Annotated in this window: 20 protein-coding genes; 11 read left to right on the forward strand and 9 right to left on the reverse strand. The window is 62.1% G+C overall.

All coding sequences use genetic code 11. The features are described from left to right. Window positions 1–36: 36 nt before the first annotated feature. Entirely contained in the window at window positions 37–819 is a 783-nt protein-coding gene (locus I7X09_RS18115) for an SDR family oxidoreductase (RefSeq protein WP_124568011.1), read from the reverse strand. An 88-nt stretch (window positions 820–907) separates the two neighbouring features. On the opposite strand from I7X09_RS18115, the gene I7X09_RS29675 reads away from it, so the two are divergent. The 4 genes from I7X09_RS29675 (at window position 908) to I7X09_RS18135 (ending at window position 5,503) form a co-directional block, all read left to right on the forward strand. Next, window positions 908–1,546: a TetR/AcrR family transcriptional regulator gene (locus I7X09_RS29675; protein ID WP_200313200.1), complete on the forward strand. Its 639-nt coding sequence runs from the start codon at window positions 908–910 to the stop codon at window positions 1,544–1,546. Further along, window positions 1,543–1,833 (forward strand): cupin domain-containing protein, encoded by a 291-nt coding sequence (locus I7X09_RS18125; protein ID WP_200313201.1) that lies wholly within the window; start codon window positions 1,543–1,545, stop codon window positions 1,831–1,833. Before I7X09_RS29675 ends, I7X09_RS18125 begins: the two co-directional genes overlap by 4 nt. Window positions 1,834–1,967: 134 nt before the next feature. Next, complete coding sequence (locus I7X09_RS18130; RefSeq protein ID WP_200313202.1) at window positions 1,968–4,667, forward strand: LuxR C-terminal-related transcriptional regulator; 2,700 nt, start codon at window positions 1,968–1,970, stop codon at window positions 4,665–4,667. A 14-nt stretch (window positions 4,668–4,681) separates the two neighbouring features. After that, window positions 4,682–5,503 (forward strand): hypothetical protein, encoded by an 822-nt coding sequence (locus I7X09_RS18135; protein WP_124568007.1) that lies wholly within the window; start codon window positions 4,682–4,684, stop codon window positions 5,501–5,503. Here I7X09_RS18135 and I7X09_RS18140 read toward each other — a convergent pair. Genes I7X09_RS18140 through I7X09_RS18150 form a run of 3 tightly spaced genes read right to left on the reverse strand, consistent with a single transcriptional unit; the run spans window position 5,495 to window position 8,580 of the window. Next, entirely contained in the window at window positions 5,495–7,195 is a 1,701-nt protein-coding gene (locus I7X09_RS18140) for a SulP family inorganic anion transporter (protein ID WP_166809871.1), read from the reverse strand. The genes I7X09_RS18135 and I7X09_RS18140 overlap by 9 nt on opposite strands. Beyond that, window positions 7,192–7,905 carry a GAP family protein gene (locus tag I7X09_RS18145; RefSeq protein WP_166809872.1) on the reverse strand — a complete coding sequence of 238 codons (714 nt, stop codon included), beginning with the start codon at window positions 7,903–7,905 and terminating at the stop codon, window positions 7,192–7,194. Before I7X09_RS18145 ends, I7X09_RS18140 begins: the two co-directional genes overlap by 4 nt. A 15-nt stretch (window positions 7,906–7,920) precedes the next feature. Then, window positions 7,921–8,580, reverse strand: coding sequence for a GAP family protein (locus I7X09_RS18150; RefSeq protein ID WP_095972315.1), 660 nt, complete (start codon window positions 8,578–8,580; stop codon window positions 7,921–7,923). A gap of 258 nt (window positions 8,581–8,838) precedes the next feature. Here I7X09_RS18150 and I7X09_RS18155 point away from each other — a divergent pair, with 258 nt between their 5' ends. Beyond that, on the forward strand, window positions 8,839–9,051 hold the full coding sequence (locus tag I7X09_RS18155; RefSeq protein ID WP_095972384.1) for a hypothetical protein: 213 nt from the start codon (window positions 8,839–8,841) through the stop codon (window positions 9,049–9,051). Between the two features lie 97 nt (window positions 9,052–9,148). Here the strand turns inward: I7X09_RS18155 and I7X09_RS18160 are convergent, their stop codons facing one another. After that, window positions 9,149–9,565, reverse strand: a complete 417-nt coding sequence (locus I7X09_RS18160) for a DUF7144 family membrane protein (RefSeq protein ID WP_020909554.1) — start codon at window positions 9,563–9,565, stop codon at window positions 9,149–9,151. A 145-nt stretch (window positions 9,566–9,710) separates the two neighbouring features. Between I7X09_RS18160 and I7X09_RS18165 the strand changes: the two genes are divergently transcribed. Then, on the forward strand, window positions 9,711–9,884 hold the full coding sequence (locus I7X09_RS18165; protein ID WP_200313203.1) for a hypothetical protein: 174 nt from the start codon (window positions 9,711–9,713) through the stop codon (window positions 9,882–9,884). A gap of 41 nt (window positions 9,885–9,925) precedes the next feature. Here the strand turns inward: I7X09_RS18165 and I7X09_RS18170 are convergent, their stop codons facing one another. Together I7X09_RS18170 and I7X09_RS18175 are read right to left on the reverse strand one after the other, a co-directional pair. Then, the gene (locus tag I7X09_RS18170; RefSeq protein WP_200313204.1) at window positions 9,926–10,597 is read right to left on the reverse strand and encodes a cation transporter; all 672 of its coding nucleotides are present in this window, start codon (window positions 10,595–10,597) and stop codon (window positions 9,926–9,928) included. After that, window positions 10,597–10,941, reverse strand: coding sequence for an ArsR/SmtB family transcription factor (locus tag I7X09_RS18175; protein WP_200313205.1), 345 nt, complete (start codon window positions 10,939–10,941; stop codon window positions 10,597–10,599). The genes I7X09_RS18170 and I7X09_RS18175 overlap by 1 nt, the downstream gene beginning before the upstream one ends. Window positions 10,942–11,069: 128 nt before the next feature. Here I7X09_RS18175 and I7X09_RS18180 point away from each other — a divergent pair, with 128 nt between their 5' ends. Then, a complete protein-coding gene (locus tag I7X09_RS18180; protein ID WP_200313206.1) occupies window positions 11,070–11,840 on the forward strand; it encodes an acyl-[acyl-carrier-protein] thioesterase in 771 nt (256 codons plus the stop codon). Here I7X09_RS18180 and I7X09_RS18185 read toward each other — a convergent pair. Then, window positions 11,831–12,427, reverse strand: coding sequence for a CHAP domain-containing protein (locus tag I7X09_RS18185; RefSeq protein ID WP_200313207.1), 597 nt, complete (start codon window positions 12,425–12,427; stop codon window positions 11,831–11,833). The two genes, I7X09_RS18180 and I7X09_RS18185, sit on opposite strands and share 10 nt — an antisense overlap. 131 nt (window positions 12,428–12,558) lie before the next feature. On the opposite strand from I7X09_RS18185, the gene I7X09_RS18190 reads away from it, so the two are divergent. The 4 genes from I7X09_RS18190 (at window position 12,559) to I7X09_RS18205 (ending at window position 15,758) form a co-directional block, all read left to right on the forward strand. Then, a complete protein-coding gene (locus I7X09_RS18190) occupies window positions 12,559–13,074 on the forward strand; it encodes a toxin-antitoxin system HicB family antitoxin (RefSeq protein ID WP_200313208.1) in 516 nt (171 codons plus the stop codon). 64 nt (window positions 13,075–13,138) lie between these two features. Continuing rightward, window positions 13,139–14,014 carry a DUF4097 family beta strand repeat-containing protein gene (locus I7X09_RS18195; RefSeq protein ID WP_095972308.1) on the forward strand — a complete coding sequence of 292 codons (876 nt, stop codon included), beginning with the start codon at window positions 13,139–13,141 and terminating at the stop codon, window positions 14,012–14,014. A 14-nt stretch (window positions 14,015–14,028) separates the two neighbouring features. Beyond that, window positions 14,029–14,970 carry an ATP-binding cassette domain-containing protein gene (locus I7X09_RS18200; RefSeq protein ID WP_200313209.1) on the forward strand — a complete coding sequence of 314 codons (942 nt, stop codon included), beginning with the start codon at window positions 14,029–14,031 and terminating at the stop codon, window positions 14,968–14,970. After that, a complete protein-coding gene (locus tag I7X09_RS18205) occupies window positions 14,967–15,758 on the forward strand; it encodes an ABC transporter permease (RefSeq protein WP_166809878.1) in 792 nt (263 codons plus the stop codon). Before I7X09_RS18200 ends, I7X09_RS18205 begins: the two co-directional genes overlap by 4 nt. Here the strand turns inward: I7X09_RS18205 and I7X09_RS18210 are convergent. Beyond that, window positions 15,713–16,507, reverse strand: coding sequence for a 2-phosphosulfolactate phosphatase (locus I7X09_RS18210; RefSeq protein WP_200313210.1), 795 nt, complete (start codon window positions 16,505–16,507; stop codon window positions 15,713–15,715). The genes I7X09_RS18205 and I7X09_RS18210 overlap by 46 nt on opposite strands. Window positions 16,508–16,520 lie beyond the last annotated feature (13 nt).

A 16,520-nucleotide genomic window follows, 5' to 3' on the forward strand; every position in this document is an offset into this window, starting at 1 on the left:
CAGTGCAGTCCTTTCCGGAACAGAGCCGATAGACGGTCAGCGAAAGAACTCGCCGCCGTTGACGAAAAGCGTCTGCCCGGTCAACATCCGGGCGCGATTGGAGGCGAAGAAGACCACGGCGTCCGCTACGTCGTCGTCTGCCGGGATTTCACCGAGCGGCATGTTCTTGCTGATCTCGGCGATGATGTCTTCTTCGGGGACCCGACGGTCGGCGGCCGCGAGCCCGACGTACAGCTGTACCGGCGGTCCCCACATCCAGGTCGGGACCACGGTGTTGACTCGGATTCGATACTGTCCCAGTTCTTTTGCCAGCGACCACATCGCTGCATACAGCGCACCTTTGGACGTCGCGTATGCCGATTGCGGCAACTGAGGATGAAACATGGCCTGCGAGCCGATCATGACGACGGCGCCGCCGCGCTTCTTCAATTCCGGTAGCGCCGCCTGCGTCAAAGTGAGAGTTCCGATGACGTTGACGTCCAACATGGCCTTCCAGGCACTCAGATCGGCACCTTCGAGCCCACCGAACACGTCCTCCTTGGCTGCGACGTTGACCAACGCGTCTACTCGCCCGAAACGTTCTGTGGCGGTGGCGATCAACCGTGAGCACGACTCCGGATCGGCGATGTCCGTCACCGAGTAGGCGACGTGAGCACCGGTCGGATCGATCTCCTCACAGACGGATTTCAAATTCTCTTCGGTTCTCGCGCCGAGTACTACGTTGGCCCCGTCACGGACTGCAGCCAATGCGATTTCACGCCCCAGGCCGGTTCCGACGCCGGAAATCACCACGGTCGAATCTTCGAGCAATTGAGTCATGACGCGCACCTCCACAGGGCACCCGATGGATAACGTAACGCCGTGTTACGAATATGGAGAAACGTAACACTGCGTTACGCTATTCACAATGGATTTCGAAGAAGTCGCCCCAGACAACCTCACCCCGGACGAGGACACCGAACGGCTACGCGGAAGGCCCCGCGATCCCGCCATCGGTGATTCAGCCCTGGCCGCGGCACGCGAGTTGCTCGCCGAGGTCGGCTGGGACAAGACGACGATGGTGGCGATCTCCGAGCGCGCAGGCGTCGGCAAGCCCGCTCTGTACCGTCGGTGGCCGTCCAAGACTCACCTGGTTTTCGAAGCAGTCTTCGGCTGGGTCGACGAGTCTCCGCCCGTCGCAGACGCCACAGATCCCGAAGAATGGGTACGGGCCTCGTGTAACTACACCCTGGAACTCTTTGCAAAGCCCGAGGTGAAGGCTGCACTGCCCGGCCTGCTTTCCGCATTCGCGGAGCGCGGCGACCTGCCGTCGACATTGTGGTCGGAGTTCGGTGGCCCCGGCATCGCCATGCTCGCGCAGATGCTGAACCGTGGCGGCGGTGATGCCGACGCGATGCGGGACGCTCAGGCAACGATGCTGTTCATCGTCGGCGGCACGATGGTCCTGAGAATGCTGATGCCCGAAACCGACTCCGCTCCCCTCGTCGAACGGATGCCGGACATACTTCTGCACGGCGTCACACCGAAGGAGCAGAAGGACACATGAGCGCAGCAGAACCGACCATCGGTCTCGACGACGATCGTGTGCGCGTCACCTCGTGGCGCTTTCCGGCCGACGGCAGTGCCACCGGACGCCATCGACACGAGTACGACTACATCGTCGTGCCGGTCACCGGCGGCCGATTCGTCGTGTCCGATGCCGATGGTTCCACCCGCGAGATGACTCAAACTCCCGGTCAGTCGTACCAGGGAACCGCGGGCACGGTGCACGACGTCACCAACGCGTCGGGCGCGGAAGCCGTCTTCGTGGAGATCGAACTCAAGACTCGCTAAATCAGGGACTTTGGTCCGAATTTCTTACTTGGGCGCTTATTTGGTGTCCGAATTGGGTAGTTTCACATCATCTAACTCGTTCAAAATTTCGATCCAGCGGTCACGTCCAGTGGAGCCAGTCGAACAGGAGTCGGATGAGCAGCCCATTTCGTGATGCCGCTGCAGTGACGCTCGATGCGTCTTCGCGCGGTGAGCGTGCGCGCGTGCCCGGCGCCCCGATCAACGGTCGCTTTCACCCGCCGTCGGCCGTTAAAGGACTGGTCCCGCGTCCGCGCCTGCATCGCAAACTCACCGCGTCCACCGCTGCCGATGGCGTCGGCCCTGGACCCGTGGGGTTGCTGTCCGCCCCGGCCGGTGCCGGGAAGACCTTGCTGCTGGCGGATTGGGCGCGCGAGTATTCTCGCGCTTCCCCCGATGCGGACCTGGCCTGGTTGACTCTCGCCGAGCGCGACAACAACGTTTCGGTGCTGTGTGAATCCCTGGCCGAAGCAATCGCCACGCCTATCGATCCGACCGGCCGGAGGCTTCCCGCGCAAACGGGATCCAGGCGACCGGTGGAGCAATGGCTCGCGCATTTCGCCGAAACTCTCGAAACGCACGATCGTCGAACGACGCTGATCCTCGACGACGTTCACACACTTCACGATCCACTGTCGATCAGTCTTCTCGATCGGATACTCACTCACACCCCAGGCAATCTGTCGATCATCGTCGCCGCACGATACGAACCACCTCTCACGTGGCATCGTTTGGCTCTGGACGGCCGACTCACCCGCTTCGCATCCACCGATCTCGCTTTCGACCGGTCCGAGATCACTACGATGTTCGGTGAATACGACATCATGTTGGGCGAAGACGAGTTGGCAATCGTCGAAGACTTCACCAAGGGGTGGGGTGCAGTCGTTCGCCTCACCGCAGCGTTTCTGGCCGGCCGCAATGACATCGCCGACGCGCTGGACGAATTCACGCACACACCACGGCCGATCGCCGATTTCCTGGTCGACGAGGTGCTGACGTCCTTACCCGAACACATCACCTCGTTCATGCTGCGGACATCGATAGTCGATTCGTTCTCCGCTCCACTGGCGGAAACTCTGACCGATTCGAACGCACGATCCGAGATCGACTCTCTGATTCAGTTCAACTTCCCCGTGACCCGTACCGATTCCGCCGACCACACGACCTGGTTCAGCTATCACCCGCTACTGCGCGAACACCTTCGGGCAGAGTTCCGCCGCGTCGATCACGTCGAGAGGAAGCGCGCACACGTGCGCGCAGCAACCTGGTACGAAAGCCATCATCTCGAACTCGAGGCGCTCGAACTCAAGGTGTCGATCGGAGACCCGTGCCGCATTCTCGCGTTTCTCGAACGCTGCGGGCTGGGGCTCGTGCTCGACGGTCACAGCGGTGACGTCGTGCGAGTCCTCGAATCCGCCCCGACGCAGGTCTCGGAATCCCCGATCACCCGACTGATTCTGGCAGCGGCTGCCCTCCATTCCGGTGACGTGACCTCGGCTACGACATGTCTCGACCTCCTCGAGGCAACTCATCCCCCCATTGCAGACGATCCGCTGTTCCTGGCGATGAGCCTGGAAATCTCCTGCGTTTCGGCAACTTCCGACAACCAACCATTGGTGTCACGCCTGCAGCGACGCCCGAACAGCACCCACTCCGACGTCGAGGCGTACGTACACCTCGAATTGGCGACGGCGCACTTGCTCCGGCGCGAGTTCGAAAAGGCGACTGTCGAGTACACCCAGGCCGCAGCCCTCGGGGCGCTACGGGGCCGGTCGCGATTCGTCCTGAAGTCACTGACCGGATTGGGGTATGTCGCTTCCCTCAGCGGCGACATCGGGGCGATGAGAGCGCATTCCACCTACGCTCTCGACTACGCGATCGAACACCGAATCACGACGACAGCGGAATACGAGTTGTCCGCGTCGGTGGTCGCCTTCGCGGCGTACCTCTGCGCCACGGGTGATCTTCCGTACCGCATCCCCACCATCGGAAACTACCGGAGCACAGACGTTCTCGGCGCCAGCGCGCCAGTGTTCGGTTGGCATACCGTCGTGACCTTCGGGCTTCACAGCCTCGACGACGCGGCCGACCGACGGTCGACTGCCGCCGACATTCGCGACGCCATGCTCAGTGCTGTCGAACTACGCACCTTCGCGATGGCGACCCTCGCACTCCTACCGCCCGTGGTCAACGCCTGCTTGTCGGTCGGCGAAGTGGAATGGGCCGGCCGACTCGTACGCGATGCGGCCGAGCGGTTCGGCGAGACCTCCGAGATACATCTCGCACGAGGTGCCGTCGCGTTCTCTGCCAACAAGTTCGCAGAAGCCCTCGCCGAAGTCTCCGAAGCTCTCGCAACCTCCGAAGCGCCGCTGCTTGCGCATCACGTCTACGCCTGGACACTCGAGGCGGGGATCCACGCCGCAACAGGTCACGAACGCAAGTCTTTTCGCTCTCTTCACAAAGCTCTCCACGCCGCAGAAACCGGTGGCCTCCTGCGGCCCTTCCTCGACTACGGAACAGCCCTGCGGCCGATATTCGACGAGTTCAGTGGACATTTCGGAGATCAGGAAGTTTTTGCCGAACAGGTACGCAATCGAGTACGCCCACAAGAGCTGGTGAGTGCGCCGGTCCTCACCCCGGGTGAGTACACCGTGCTACGCGAACTGGCTTCGGGAGACACCACGGAGTCGATCGCCGACACGCTGTTCCTCTCGGTCAACACGATCAAGACGCACCTTCGCGGGATCTATCGCAAGTTGGAAGTGAGCAACCGACGCGACGCGCTCAAGGCTGCGCGACGCGGCGGTCTCATCTGAGCAAGACTGCTTCCATGCTCCCGAAGCTGTACTCCGACTCGCGCGATCGCTTGATGGTGTGGGCAAGACGCACACCGAGCCGTCGCCTGGCGACCGATGCAACCGTCGATGTTTTCGAAGTCGGTCTCGTCGACAGCGCCATGACTCTGGCAGCTCAAGCCTTCACGTCCTTGCTCCCGGTCATGATCGCGGCGTCCACCCTGGAGAAACTGAAGCCGTTGGCCGACGCCGCCAAGGACGACCTCGGGGTCCAACTACCCGACGCCCAAATCATCAACACCTCCACTGCGGCCGCGTTCGGAATCGTCGGTTTGCTCATGCTGCTGATCAGTTCCACGTCCTACGCTCGCGCTCTCGGCCGGATGTACGGGCGCATCTGGAGCGTGCCGACTGCGACGCTTCGTCAGGCGTGGCGTTGGATAGCGGTCGTGTTCGTCGTGGCGACATCGGTGGTCGGGGCGGCCCTGTGCCGAGAACTGAACGGTGTGCCGGGGGTGGGCAGACTCCTGGAATTTGTTGCGGTCTACGTGGTGTGGGCGCTCGTCTGGACTGCCGTGCCGATGCTGTTGACCGCTAATCGCATGACCACTCGTATGTGCGTCGGGTCCGGGTTGCTCACCGCGACGGGTCTGAGCGGACTGCACGTGGCAGGCACCCTTTTCCTGCCCCGTATGACCAAGACCTCTCAGGACGAGTTCGGCCTCCTGGGCGTGATGTTCACCGTCATCGGCTGGCTGTTCGTCTTCTCGGCCATCGTGGTTGTCGCGTCGTCGATCGTCGGATCGGTGGCCAAAGATTCCGGCCCGCTGGGCATCTGGCTCCGAACCTCACGCTGAGGTGCCGCCTCCACCGGCAAGCGCCTGCGACACCGTCGGATAGACGTCGACCTTCAGCGCGCCCCGGTCAGCACCGGACAGAACGTCGCGGAACTGTCCGATGTCTCGGGCTACACGGAAGCTCACGTTCTTGCGAGCCAACGAGTCTCGAAGCTGAGCCAACATCTGGGCCGCGCTGACGTCGATGAACGGTGACGTTTCGGCGTCGAGCACCACCATCGTGGTCCCCGCGGTCACCAGGCCGGTGATCTGATCACGCACGTGATCGGCATTGGCGAAGAACAGCCCGGATTCCACCCTGACCACCACGATGCCGTCGAGTGTCCTCAGATCGGGGTGACCGCTGGCGTCGACCCAGCGCGTGCCGTCCTTGGCCAGAGCTGCCACATGCGGTTTGGAGACTCGATAGAGGAGCAGCAACATCGAGACGGCAATTCCGATGATCAAACCGGGCAAGGTGTCGAACAGGAGAACTCCGAACATCGCCGCGATCGCTGCGGCGAAATCGGCCCGCGCGGCGTGGCCGTAGATGCTGCCCAACCTCTTCGTCCAGACCCGGTACAGCGCTGCGAGAGAGGAGAAATCGACCAGCTCGATCACGGCGGCGATGACCACGGCGGAGAGCGTCGCCTCCGGCAACTTCTCGAACAAGCCGGTCAGAAACAGCAGTGTCAACAGTGTCAGTGCAGCGACCACCAGTCCGCTGACCTGAGATTTGGCGCCCGCGCCCCCGTTGACAGCGGTCTTCGAGAGGCTGCCGTTGACCACCATTCCGGAGCACAGACCCGATCCGAGATTGGCCGCACCCAGTCCAGCGAGTTCACGATTGGCGTCGATCGTGTACCCCGCCTTGGCCGCGTATGTTTTTGCAGCACCCAGACCTTCGGCGAATCCGATGAGCAGAACGCCGACTGCCGGTCCGACCAGATCGAGATAGTCCTCGGCTCCCACACCACTCGGCAGACCCATCGACGGCAGTCCCGAGTCGATGTGCCCGACGATGTCGATGCCGCGATCGTCGAGGCCGAACAACGCGACTGCGGTGATGCCCAGCAGCACGACGAGGAGCGAACCCGGTACCAGCGGAAGCCATCGCTTGACGCCCAGGACCATTGCCAGGCTGAGCAATCCGATGATCACCGTCGGTCCGTCGACCTCACCCAGTTCCTTCACCACTGTCCACGCCTGGACGAAGAAGTTTCCCTCCCCCTTCTCCACGCCCAGAAGTTTGGGTACTTGACCGATGATGATCGTGAGCGCGAGACCCACGATGAATCCCTTCAGAACCGGCTCGGAGATGAAGGAGGCGATGAAGCCGAGGCGCATGAATCCTGCCAGCAGACCCACGAGCCCGGTCACGATTGCCAATGCGGCCGACAGCGCGATGAATCGGCCGTCGTTTCCCGAAGCCAGTGGCGCGATCATCGCCGCGGACAACGCTGCGGTCGCCGACATCGGCCCGACGATCAGGTGTCGCGAACTACCTGCTGCTGCATACAGAATCAGTGACGGAACTGCAGCATAGAGCCCGACTACCGGCGGAACTCCGGCGATGGTGGCGTACGCGAGCGCTTCGGGAACGAGGACGGCCCACACGGTGAGGCCGGCAATGATGTCGGGGCGGAGCCAGCCGCGCTGGTAGTCGGAGAGCGATCCGAAGACCCACCACGTCCGTGTGTGCGGAGCACTCATAGTCCTTGCACCCCTTTACTGATCTGCATCGCCGCGATCAGGACGAGAAGCCCGACGTTCAGCAAGTGCGTGTTGGTGGCTATCCAGGTGCGGATCTTCTGCAACGGTTCGGTTGCCTCGTCCTTCTTGATCAGAAGGAGGGCGACGGGCACCGCAACCGAGGTCACGGACACCAGCGAGAAGATCACGGCCGAGACGATCTGCGACGTGGGTTCCACAGTGCTGAGCCGCAGATTCATGGCGGCGGCGATGGCACATGACATGTCGATGGGGTTGAGGACGAACAGCGCGAAACCCAACGCCCCTGATCGCATCGGCCGGAAATGCTCTACCGACTGGAGCATTTTCGGCAGCTGCGGGGCGGCGGCGACCACGTCGCCGGGTGCGACGGCCGCCGCCATGGCCTGGACTCCGCGGCGGCTGCGTGTGTAGACGAACCAGGCTCCCGCCAGCAGAGTCGCGCCGAGAACGAGATGGAGGATGGGCACCCACAACGGGGGGTGAGTTCGCTGGTGCACTTGAAGGGCCGTCAAAATGATGTATGCGCCCGCCAGCGCGACAACTATTCCGAGATACCACCCGATCAGGTACGCGATGCTGTTGATCCGCGCTCGTTCGGAAAAGAGCACGGCAACAACGGCAACCACCGCCAGCGGGCTCATGATGATCCCGAGCGCCAGCGGGATCTGTTGCAGTAGCAACGATCCCATACCTACCTCCAGTTGTCAGAGACCGCCGATGCCCTTACCGATGAGAACAACACCGATAACCAGGATCAACACACTCATCACCGTGGCGTTGTTGTCCTGCAACCACACCTTCAGCTTGGCCAGCGGACCGCGCAGTCGCTCCGCGGCAACGAGGTAACCGATCACAGGCACACACACTGTCGAGGCCGCGATGATCGTGAAAACCAGAATGGCGACAACAACTTCTCCGGATCCAAGCGAAGCGGATCCGATCGAGATTCCGGCCGCGATACACATCATCAGATTCTTCGGATTGATCGCAGCCAGAGCGAAGCCCAAGCCGAGGCCTTTGGCAGCGGTCATGTCGTCGATGGCTTGCATCCACTTCGGGGTTTCGTGCTCGCCTCCGCGTCCGCGCCATTGCTTCGCTCCGAACGCAAGAAGTAACACTCCCAACGCCAGCTTGATCCACGAGACCGTCGCCGACGGATCACCTTCGGAGTCGCCGAGCTTGCTGGACAAGAGCACGAAGATCACAGTGGCGACAACGATTCCGAGTATCCAGCCCAGAGCGAACCCGACGCTCGTGCTGCCGGCTCGCTTGGACAACAACATCAAGATTGCAGCGATGATCGGGATCGGCGATACCGCGACGCCGACCGCGAGGGGTAACAGATCCCCGATGACAGATCCCATGCCGACCTCTTCTCTCTCCCGGTCGACACTAGGGGCGGGGGCCCTGCGCAGCCTCACACGAAAAGGATGAACAGAACCGTGGCGACATTCACCCGTAGGGGATGAAGCCCGAGGAGCATGCGCGAGTAAGACTGGATCTCACGGATGCGGAGTCCTGGATCGAGCAGCGACGCCGATTGCACTTGACGACACCTGTTTTCGAGACTCGGCGCGGGGCGGGTCCGAACCTCACGGCCCTACGAAATGGAGCGGACACTGATGAATGCTCCCACTCGGTATCAATTCCTCATCGACGGCGAAGTGTCGGACCGTGTCAAGGCCGCATTTCCCGACCTCAGTGTTGCCAGTGCGGCCGGCGGATTCACCAGTTTGTACGGACCCGTCGCGGACCACACGGCCATGCGAAGCATCATGGCCCGCCTGGATTCCCTCGGGTTGACCGTCGCCGAACTGCGAAGGCTCCCGGACTGATCCGAGCCGCCCGTCCGTCGGATCGTCTCCGCGCACGAGCGATGGTCCCGACCGAGTCGATTCGGTCGGGACCAACTGCCCTCGAGTTGTTCGGTGCCTAGACTCTGTCTGTATCCCAAGTAGCGACGGCCCAGATCACAACGACATCGAGCGCGATGACCAGGATCGACCACAACGGGTAGTACGGCATCCACAAGAAGTTGGCGATGATCGAGAGCGACGCAATGACTATTGCCGCCGCCCTGGCCCACACTGCACCCGTGAAGAGGCCCAGAGCCACCACGATCCCGATGATGCCCAAGATGATGTGGATCCAACCCCACGTCGTGATGTCGAACTTGTACGTGTAGTTGATACCCACGACAAACAGATTGTTGTCTGCGACAGCCGCGATGCCCTGAAGCAGAGCGACAATGCCTGCGGTGAGCAGCAGAATCGCTGCTGCAAACGTCGTACCTACCGCGAAACCCTGCCGGACAGGGTGATTCGCGGGTTCCCGCGGTGGAGCAGTCATCAGCGTTCCTTTCGACAGAATGCACTTCCCTTACTCAGTCTCGAGGGGCTGGAAAGCGAAAGCATCACCCGTCGCGGATGAACCGCAGGTCATCGGCCCGTACCCGCTTGCCGGCGTCGCAAACCAACATTGGCAGACTGGCACTGTGCAGCACACCGTAGTCGTGATCACCGATATCCACGCTCCACCTGCGGTGATCTTCGATCTCGAACTCGACATGGACGAACACTCGGCCTCGCTCCGAAGAACGGACGAGGTGGCCGTGACGAGTACGGGTAGAAGCCGACACCCCTTTCATCGAGTGAGCACCCTCTGCTGAAGCAGCGCAGAGTGTGTTCACTCGACAGAACCCGTGCTCACTCAACAACAGTCGCACTCGTCACCGCTCTCGGGCACCGCCACAACCGGGCAGCACGGATCGCCCTTCCACGCGTTGATGCCTTCTTTCACCGCGATGACGGCGATCACCAGTGCCGCAATCGGATCCGCCCACGACCAGCCGAGCACCGAGTTGAGCAGCAAACCGACCAGCAAGACCGCAGAGAGGTACGTGCAGAGCAGAGTCTGCTTCGAGTCCGCGACCGCCGAAAGGGAACCCAGCTCCCGACCGGCTCGGCGCTGCGCGTAGGACAGGGCCGGCATGATCGCCAAACTGACTGCAGCCAAGACTATTCCGACGGTGGTGTGCTCGGCCTCCCCCAGACCGAACAGCGACCGAATCGCGTCGAACGAGACATACGCAGCGAGCCCGAAGAACGAGAATGCGATCACGCGTAGCGCCGTCTTCTCGCGGCTCGCGGGATCCGGGGCCGAAAACTGCCAGGCAACCGCTGCCGCCGAGGATACTTCGATCACGGAATCAAGACCGAACCCGAACAGGGCCGCAGACGACACCCGCGTGCCCTCCGCCAGCGCAATGATCGCCTCGACGACGTTGTAGCTGATCGTGATCGCCACGAAGATGCGTATTCTTCTCGACAACAGCGCTCGTCGGGCAGTCGAGAGACCGACACCGTCAACGGGCGTAGCCATCAGCAGCACCCCTCTGATTCGCTGTCCGGGCAGAACGACGGATCCACGGCGAGTACGACCCCGAGTAGGTCGTCGAGCGCCTGACCGATATGTGCGTCGGCGAGTTCGTATCGCGTGCGACGCCCTTCCGGGACGGCCACCACCAAACCACAGCCGCGTAGACAGGCCAGATGGTTGGACAGCTTCTGCCTGGTCACCTCCAGCGTGTCGGCGAGGTCCGACGGATACCGGGGCGCGGTCTTCAGCTCGAGCAGTATCCGTGTTCGAGTCTCGTCGGACAGTGCATGCCCGAACCTCGCAAGCACCGCCACATTGGTCACCACATTCATGCCCTCGACATCCATACGAACGACAGTACATCGAAAGCTGTATTCAGAAAAGAGTGAACTCCAATGGTTCAAGATCCAGCCATCGGGTAACGCAAGCCTGGAACGACACCGACCAGACTTCGATCAGCGGGAGCCCGCATCCGATGAACCGTACAAAAGCCGACGATCACATAGCGATGCCGGAGTTGCCGGAAACCGGCAGCGTCTTCCAAGTCTCGTGGCCGGTGCGAACAGGAGACATTCACACCGACAGAAGCCTGCGCCTCGACGCGATCGCGCGTTACCTCCAAGACGCAGGCTTCGACAACCTCGTCGACCGCGGCGCCATGGATACCCATCCGCTCTGGATGGTACGAAGAACGGTGATCGACGTATTCGAACCGGTCGTCTGGCCGGATCGAGTTCATTTGCAGCGTTGGTGTTCCGGCCTGTCGAGCAAGTGGTGTTCGATGCGAGTTCGCATCAGGTCCGACGGCGGCGGATTGATCGAAACGGAGGCGTTCTGGATCAACATCGATCCGAAGACGGGAATGCCGGCCACCATCAGTGAAAAGTTCACCGCCGCTCTTGCGTCGACGGCCGTGGACCAGCATCTCCACTGGCGTCGGTGGATCGACCCGGAATCCACAACGACACCTTCGACGGAGACGCCATTCCCGTTACGCTCGAGCGATTTCGACCCCTTCGATCACGTGAACAACGCGATCTACTGGCAACCCGTCGAAGATGTGCTGCCCGACGAACTACGAAGCGGACCCTTTCGCGCAATCCTCGAGTACACCCAGCCCATCAAGAGGGGAGAGCAGGTGAGCGTGCAAACCGGCACGAACACGCTGCACATCGACGCCGGCGGCGAGGCACGTGCATCAGCTCGATGGTTCGCGCTGGCCCCGAACAGCAACGATCAGGGGTGAAGTTTTCCGAATCCCACGACGGCGGAGTCGGACTGCCAGTCCAGATCATGCACCCGCACCTTGCCGAACTCGTTGCCGCCGACCGTGATCGCCGAGCCACCATCCACTGCCACAACGATATTGGTGTGCTGGCCGACCCATCTCGAACTGTCGTAGATCACCACATCACCCACGTTCGGTGTGTACCCACTGCCGTTCTCGGCGTACGCGCCGATCCCCTGGTAGTACTCCTGCAACGTGTACACCCCCGGGATGCGCCAGCTTCCGGAGTTCGGGTTCGACAACGGTCGACCCGCTTCCCTCATGATCCAGCTGACAAAGTCTGCGCACCACTCTTCGTCGATACCGTCGGAATAGAAGGTGCCCGGCCGGTCATTCTCGTGCTCGGACCGGAGTAGGTCGAGCACACGAGCCTGATCCGAAGTCACCGCACCGGCATCGACCGTCGGGAACTCGGCGGTGTCCCAGGGCAGATACCGCGAAGGCGCGACTGCGACGGCAACCGCACCGACCACGATGACGAAGCCGAGCACCCCGGCAATCCAAAGCACGATACGGCGGCGACGTTTGGTTTCGGCAGGACTCACCCTTACAAGTGTGCCAGTCTGCCGAGAATCGATCCGCAAACCACCTCGATGACCTGCCACTTCTCATCAAATCCACACGAATGTGCCATCAAACTATTGTCATGGCACCAAAGTGGTGCCATAGTGGTGCCATGGACTTGACACCGTACGTAGACAACCTTCGCCACGAACTCGCGGTGGCGGCCGAAGCGGGCGGGGAAGACGCAAAGGCACTCGCCGATCGTCTGACCGCACCGTTGGAATCAGCGGTGCGCCTCACCCTCCTCGACGCATTGTCCGCAGCGGCTGCCGAGATCACGCGTGACCTCGCACCGGGCTCGGTGGACCTGCGCCTGCGGGGACGCGAACCCGAATTCGTCGTGGCACCGGCCATCAGTGAACCGGCTCCGGCCCCCGTCGAAGAGGAACCGACTCCGGCACCGCGGCTCGTCACGGAGTCCGACGACGCCTCGATGACTCGAATCAACCTGCGGCTGGGGCAAGACCTCAAAGACCGGATCGAGGCGGCGGCCCGGGAAGCCGGGATCTCCGTCAACGCGTGGCTGGTTCGCTCGGCCGCGACGGCTCTGGAAGGCGGCACACACAGAAGCTCTCCGCGACAACGCGCATCCCAAGGTTCCGAGAGCTTCACCGGCTGGGTGCACTGACACCGGATCCAACTTTCGCTCGACCCCTTTCATCAACCGAGACAACCTCATCGGGAGTATCACCATGCCCACATACAGCACACCTGACCCCATCACCTTGAACTTCGACGTAGCAGTCGGACACATCCGGATCGCAGCGAGCGACCGCAACGACACTGTCGTGGAAGTGTTGCCCAGCAACTCGTCTCGCGAGGTCGACATTCGAGTCGCCGAACAAACGCGCGTCGAATTCGCGGGTGGCCGGCTGCAGATCAAGACTCCGAAACAGCGTGGCCTCGGAATTTTCGGGAAGACCGGATCTGTCGACATCTCCGTTCAGCTCCCCTCGGGCTCGGGACTCGAAGGTACTGCCGCAGTTGCCAGCCTGCGTACCGACGGCACCCTCGGCCGCTCACGCGTGAAGGTCTCGGCCGGCGATTGCACCCTGGACACCACCGGACCGCTCAACGTCAGCACCGGGGCCGGGGCGATCACCGTCGAGCACGTCGCCGGTGACATCGACACGAGCACCGGGTCCGGAAGCATCCGCATCGGCCGCGTCGACGGCAACGCGGAGGTCAAGAACTCCAACGGCGACATCAACATCGGTACGATCACCGGCGCGCTGAAGGCCAAGACCGCCAACGGCAGCGTCGCCGTGGAGCACGCAGAATCCGACGCTAGCGCCGCAACTGCCAACGGCGACATTCGTTTCGAGAGCATCGAGAGTGGAGTCGTATCCGCAAAGACGGCCGCCGGACGAATCCATATCGGTGTTCGATCCGGAACGGCCGCGCGATTCGACGCTCATACATCCTTCGGTCGTGTGGACAACCAGATGAATGCCACACACGGTCCGGCGTCGTCCGAACGCCGAGTGGACGTCCGGGCACAAACCAGCTACGGCGACATCGTCATTCGACGTTCGGAGCCTCGAGAAGAATCCAACAAGAAGATCTAGCGAAAGGAACGCTGATGTCCCGTAAACCAGCCATCACCGCGACGGGCCTGAAGAAGGCCTACGACGACAAGACGGTACTGGACGGAATCGACATCTCCGTCGACCGCGGAACCGTCTTTGCGCTCCTCGGACCCAACGGCGCCGGCAAGACCACCATCGTGGAAATCCTCTCGACCCTCGTTCCCGCCGACGGCGGCGACATTCGCATCGCCGGGTACAACCCTTCCGACGATCCCGACGCGGTGCGTTCACGCATCGGCGTCACCGGACAGTTCTCGGCGGTCGACGACTACCTGTCCGGCGAGGAAAACCTTCTCCTCATGGCCGACCTTCACCATCTCGGCAAGGATGAACGCCGAACGCGCACTGACGAACTCCTGAAGAAGTTCGACCTGGTCGAATCCGCGGAGAAGCTGGCCTCGACCTACTCGGGCGGAATGCGCCGACGGCTCGACCTGGCAATGACCTTGATCGGACGACCGGAGATCATCTTCCTGGACGAACCCACCACCGGCCTCGACCCCCGGAGTCGACGCACGATGTGGCAGATCATCCGCGAGTTGGTCAAGGGCGGTGTCACCATCTTCCTCACGACGCAGTATCTCGAGGAAGCCGATCAGCTGGCAGACCACATCGCCGTCCTCGACCAGGGACGGATAGTCGCCCAAGGCACTGCTGCGGAACTCAAACGACGCATCCCTGGCGGCCACATTCGTCTTCACTTCTTCGATCGAGACCAACTCGATTCTGCTGCTACTGTTTTCGACGAGTCTTCACGTGACGATGCCGCCTATGTCCTCCAGGTCCCCAGCGACGGGGGTGTCCGCTCACTACGTTCTCTTCTCGACCAACTCGACGCTCACTCGATCGACGTCAAGGAACTCTCGGTGCACACACCGGACCTGGACGACGTGTTCCTGACTCTGACCGCCACCGAAAGGACCGAAGCGCGATGACCACCATGACGCTTGCCTATCAGGACTCGAAAACCATGCTGCGTCGCAGCATTCGACACATCCTTCGATATCCGTCGATGACGGTGATGCTTGTCGGGATGCCAGTCGTCTTTCTGTTGCTGTTCGTCTACGTGCTCGGCGGGACGCTCGGGAACGGCCTCGGCCCAGGCGGTGGTGGCCGAGCCGAGTACGTCAACTACGTTGCACCGGCGATCATTCTGATGACCGTGGCGTCAGCGGCACAGGGTACTGCCATCTCTGTCGCAACCGATATGACCGCGGGGATCATTGCACGATTCCGCACGATGGCGATCACGCGTACGTCCGTCCTGACGGGTCATGTTCTCGGCAGTCTCCTTCAGACGATCGTGAGCCTGGTAGTCGTCATCGCCGTGGCGATAGCCGTCGGATTCCGGCCTACGGCAGGCTTCGTGGAGTGGGTCGCGACGTTTGCCCTCCTCATCCTGGTCTCAATCGCCATGATCTGGTTGTCAGTTGCCTTCGGCCTCGTCAGCAAGAGCGTCGAGACGGCAAGCAATCTCCCGATGGTGTTGATCCTCTTACCTTTCCTGGGAAGCGGATTCGTCCCCACCGACTCGATGCCGACCGTATTGCGATGGTTCGCCGAGTATCAGCCGTTCACTCCGATCATCGAGACCCTTCGAGGACTGCTTCTCGGCGAAGCGATCGGGAACAACGCGCTTCTCGCGATCGGATGGTGCGTCGCGATCACTCTCCTCTCCTACCTCTGGGCGCGGAGTTTGTTCAACCGACGCCCGGTGCGCTGACCTCGAAACACACGATCTTCGAGAACAGGTACGGTGTCGCTGTCGTCGAGTTCCGAGGCGATGGCGACGTCGTGTGGAAACCCGAGGACAATCAATTCGCGTCCTGAGGCGCAGTCCCGCAGGCGGTCCTCGTACGAATCCGACACCGCCGCCCAGGCATCCGCCGCCATCCGCGCCTCGGGCGATACGTGGCCGTCCCAGCCGGCCGCGGTCAGTGCGGCCACGACAGCACCAGCGCCCCACAGATCTTCAACCGCAGGACGCAACTCTCCACCGGGCCACTTCTCCCCGGAAGCGACAATGGCCACTCGGGATCGCGGACCATGCTCGTGCACAATCCAATCGGCGACGGCGGAAGCGTTCCTCAACGAAGCGCCGACACACACCGCAACCTGGGACGCCAACGCAAACGCGATAGTCGACCCGTTCGGCGAAGGCAGTACCAGCCGACTCGGCGCCTCGGCCTCGCGAATCGTCCTGGGAGACAGACTGATCTGCCCTTCCCTGGCCACACTTCGTCGTACTGCCAGGACCGCATCGGCATCACGTGCGTAGTCGACTGCACTCTCGTCGTTCCAGGAATAGGGAAGTACGTCGATTCCCGCGTCGGCGGCGACGCTCAGCGTCGTCGTGAACGAGAGGACGTCGATCACGACGGCGGTATCGACTCCCGCAGCGATCGCCTCGGCGCCACGCAGGCCCCAGTCGAATCGAAGTCCGTACTCGAGTTGGCGGTGCTCCTGATTCATGCAGGCAAGTCTC

The sequence above is a fragment of the Rhodococcus sp. P-2 genome (assembly GCF_016598535.1).
Taxonomy (GTDB): Bacteria; Actinomycetota; Actinomycetes; order Mycobacteriales; family Mycobacteriaceae; genus Rhodococcus_F; species Rhodococcus_F baikonurensis.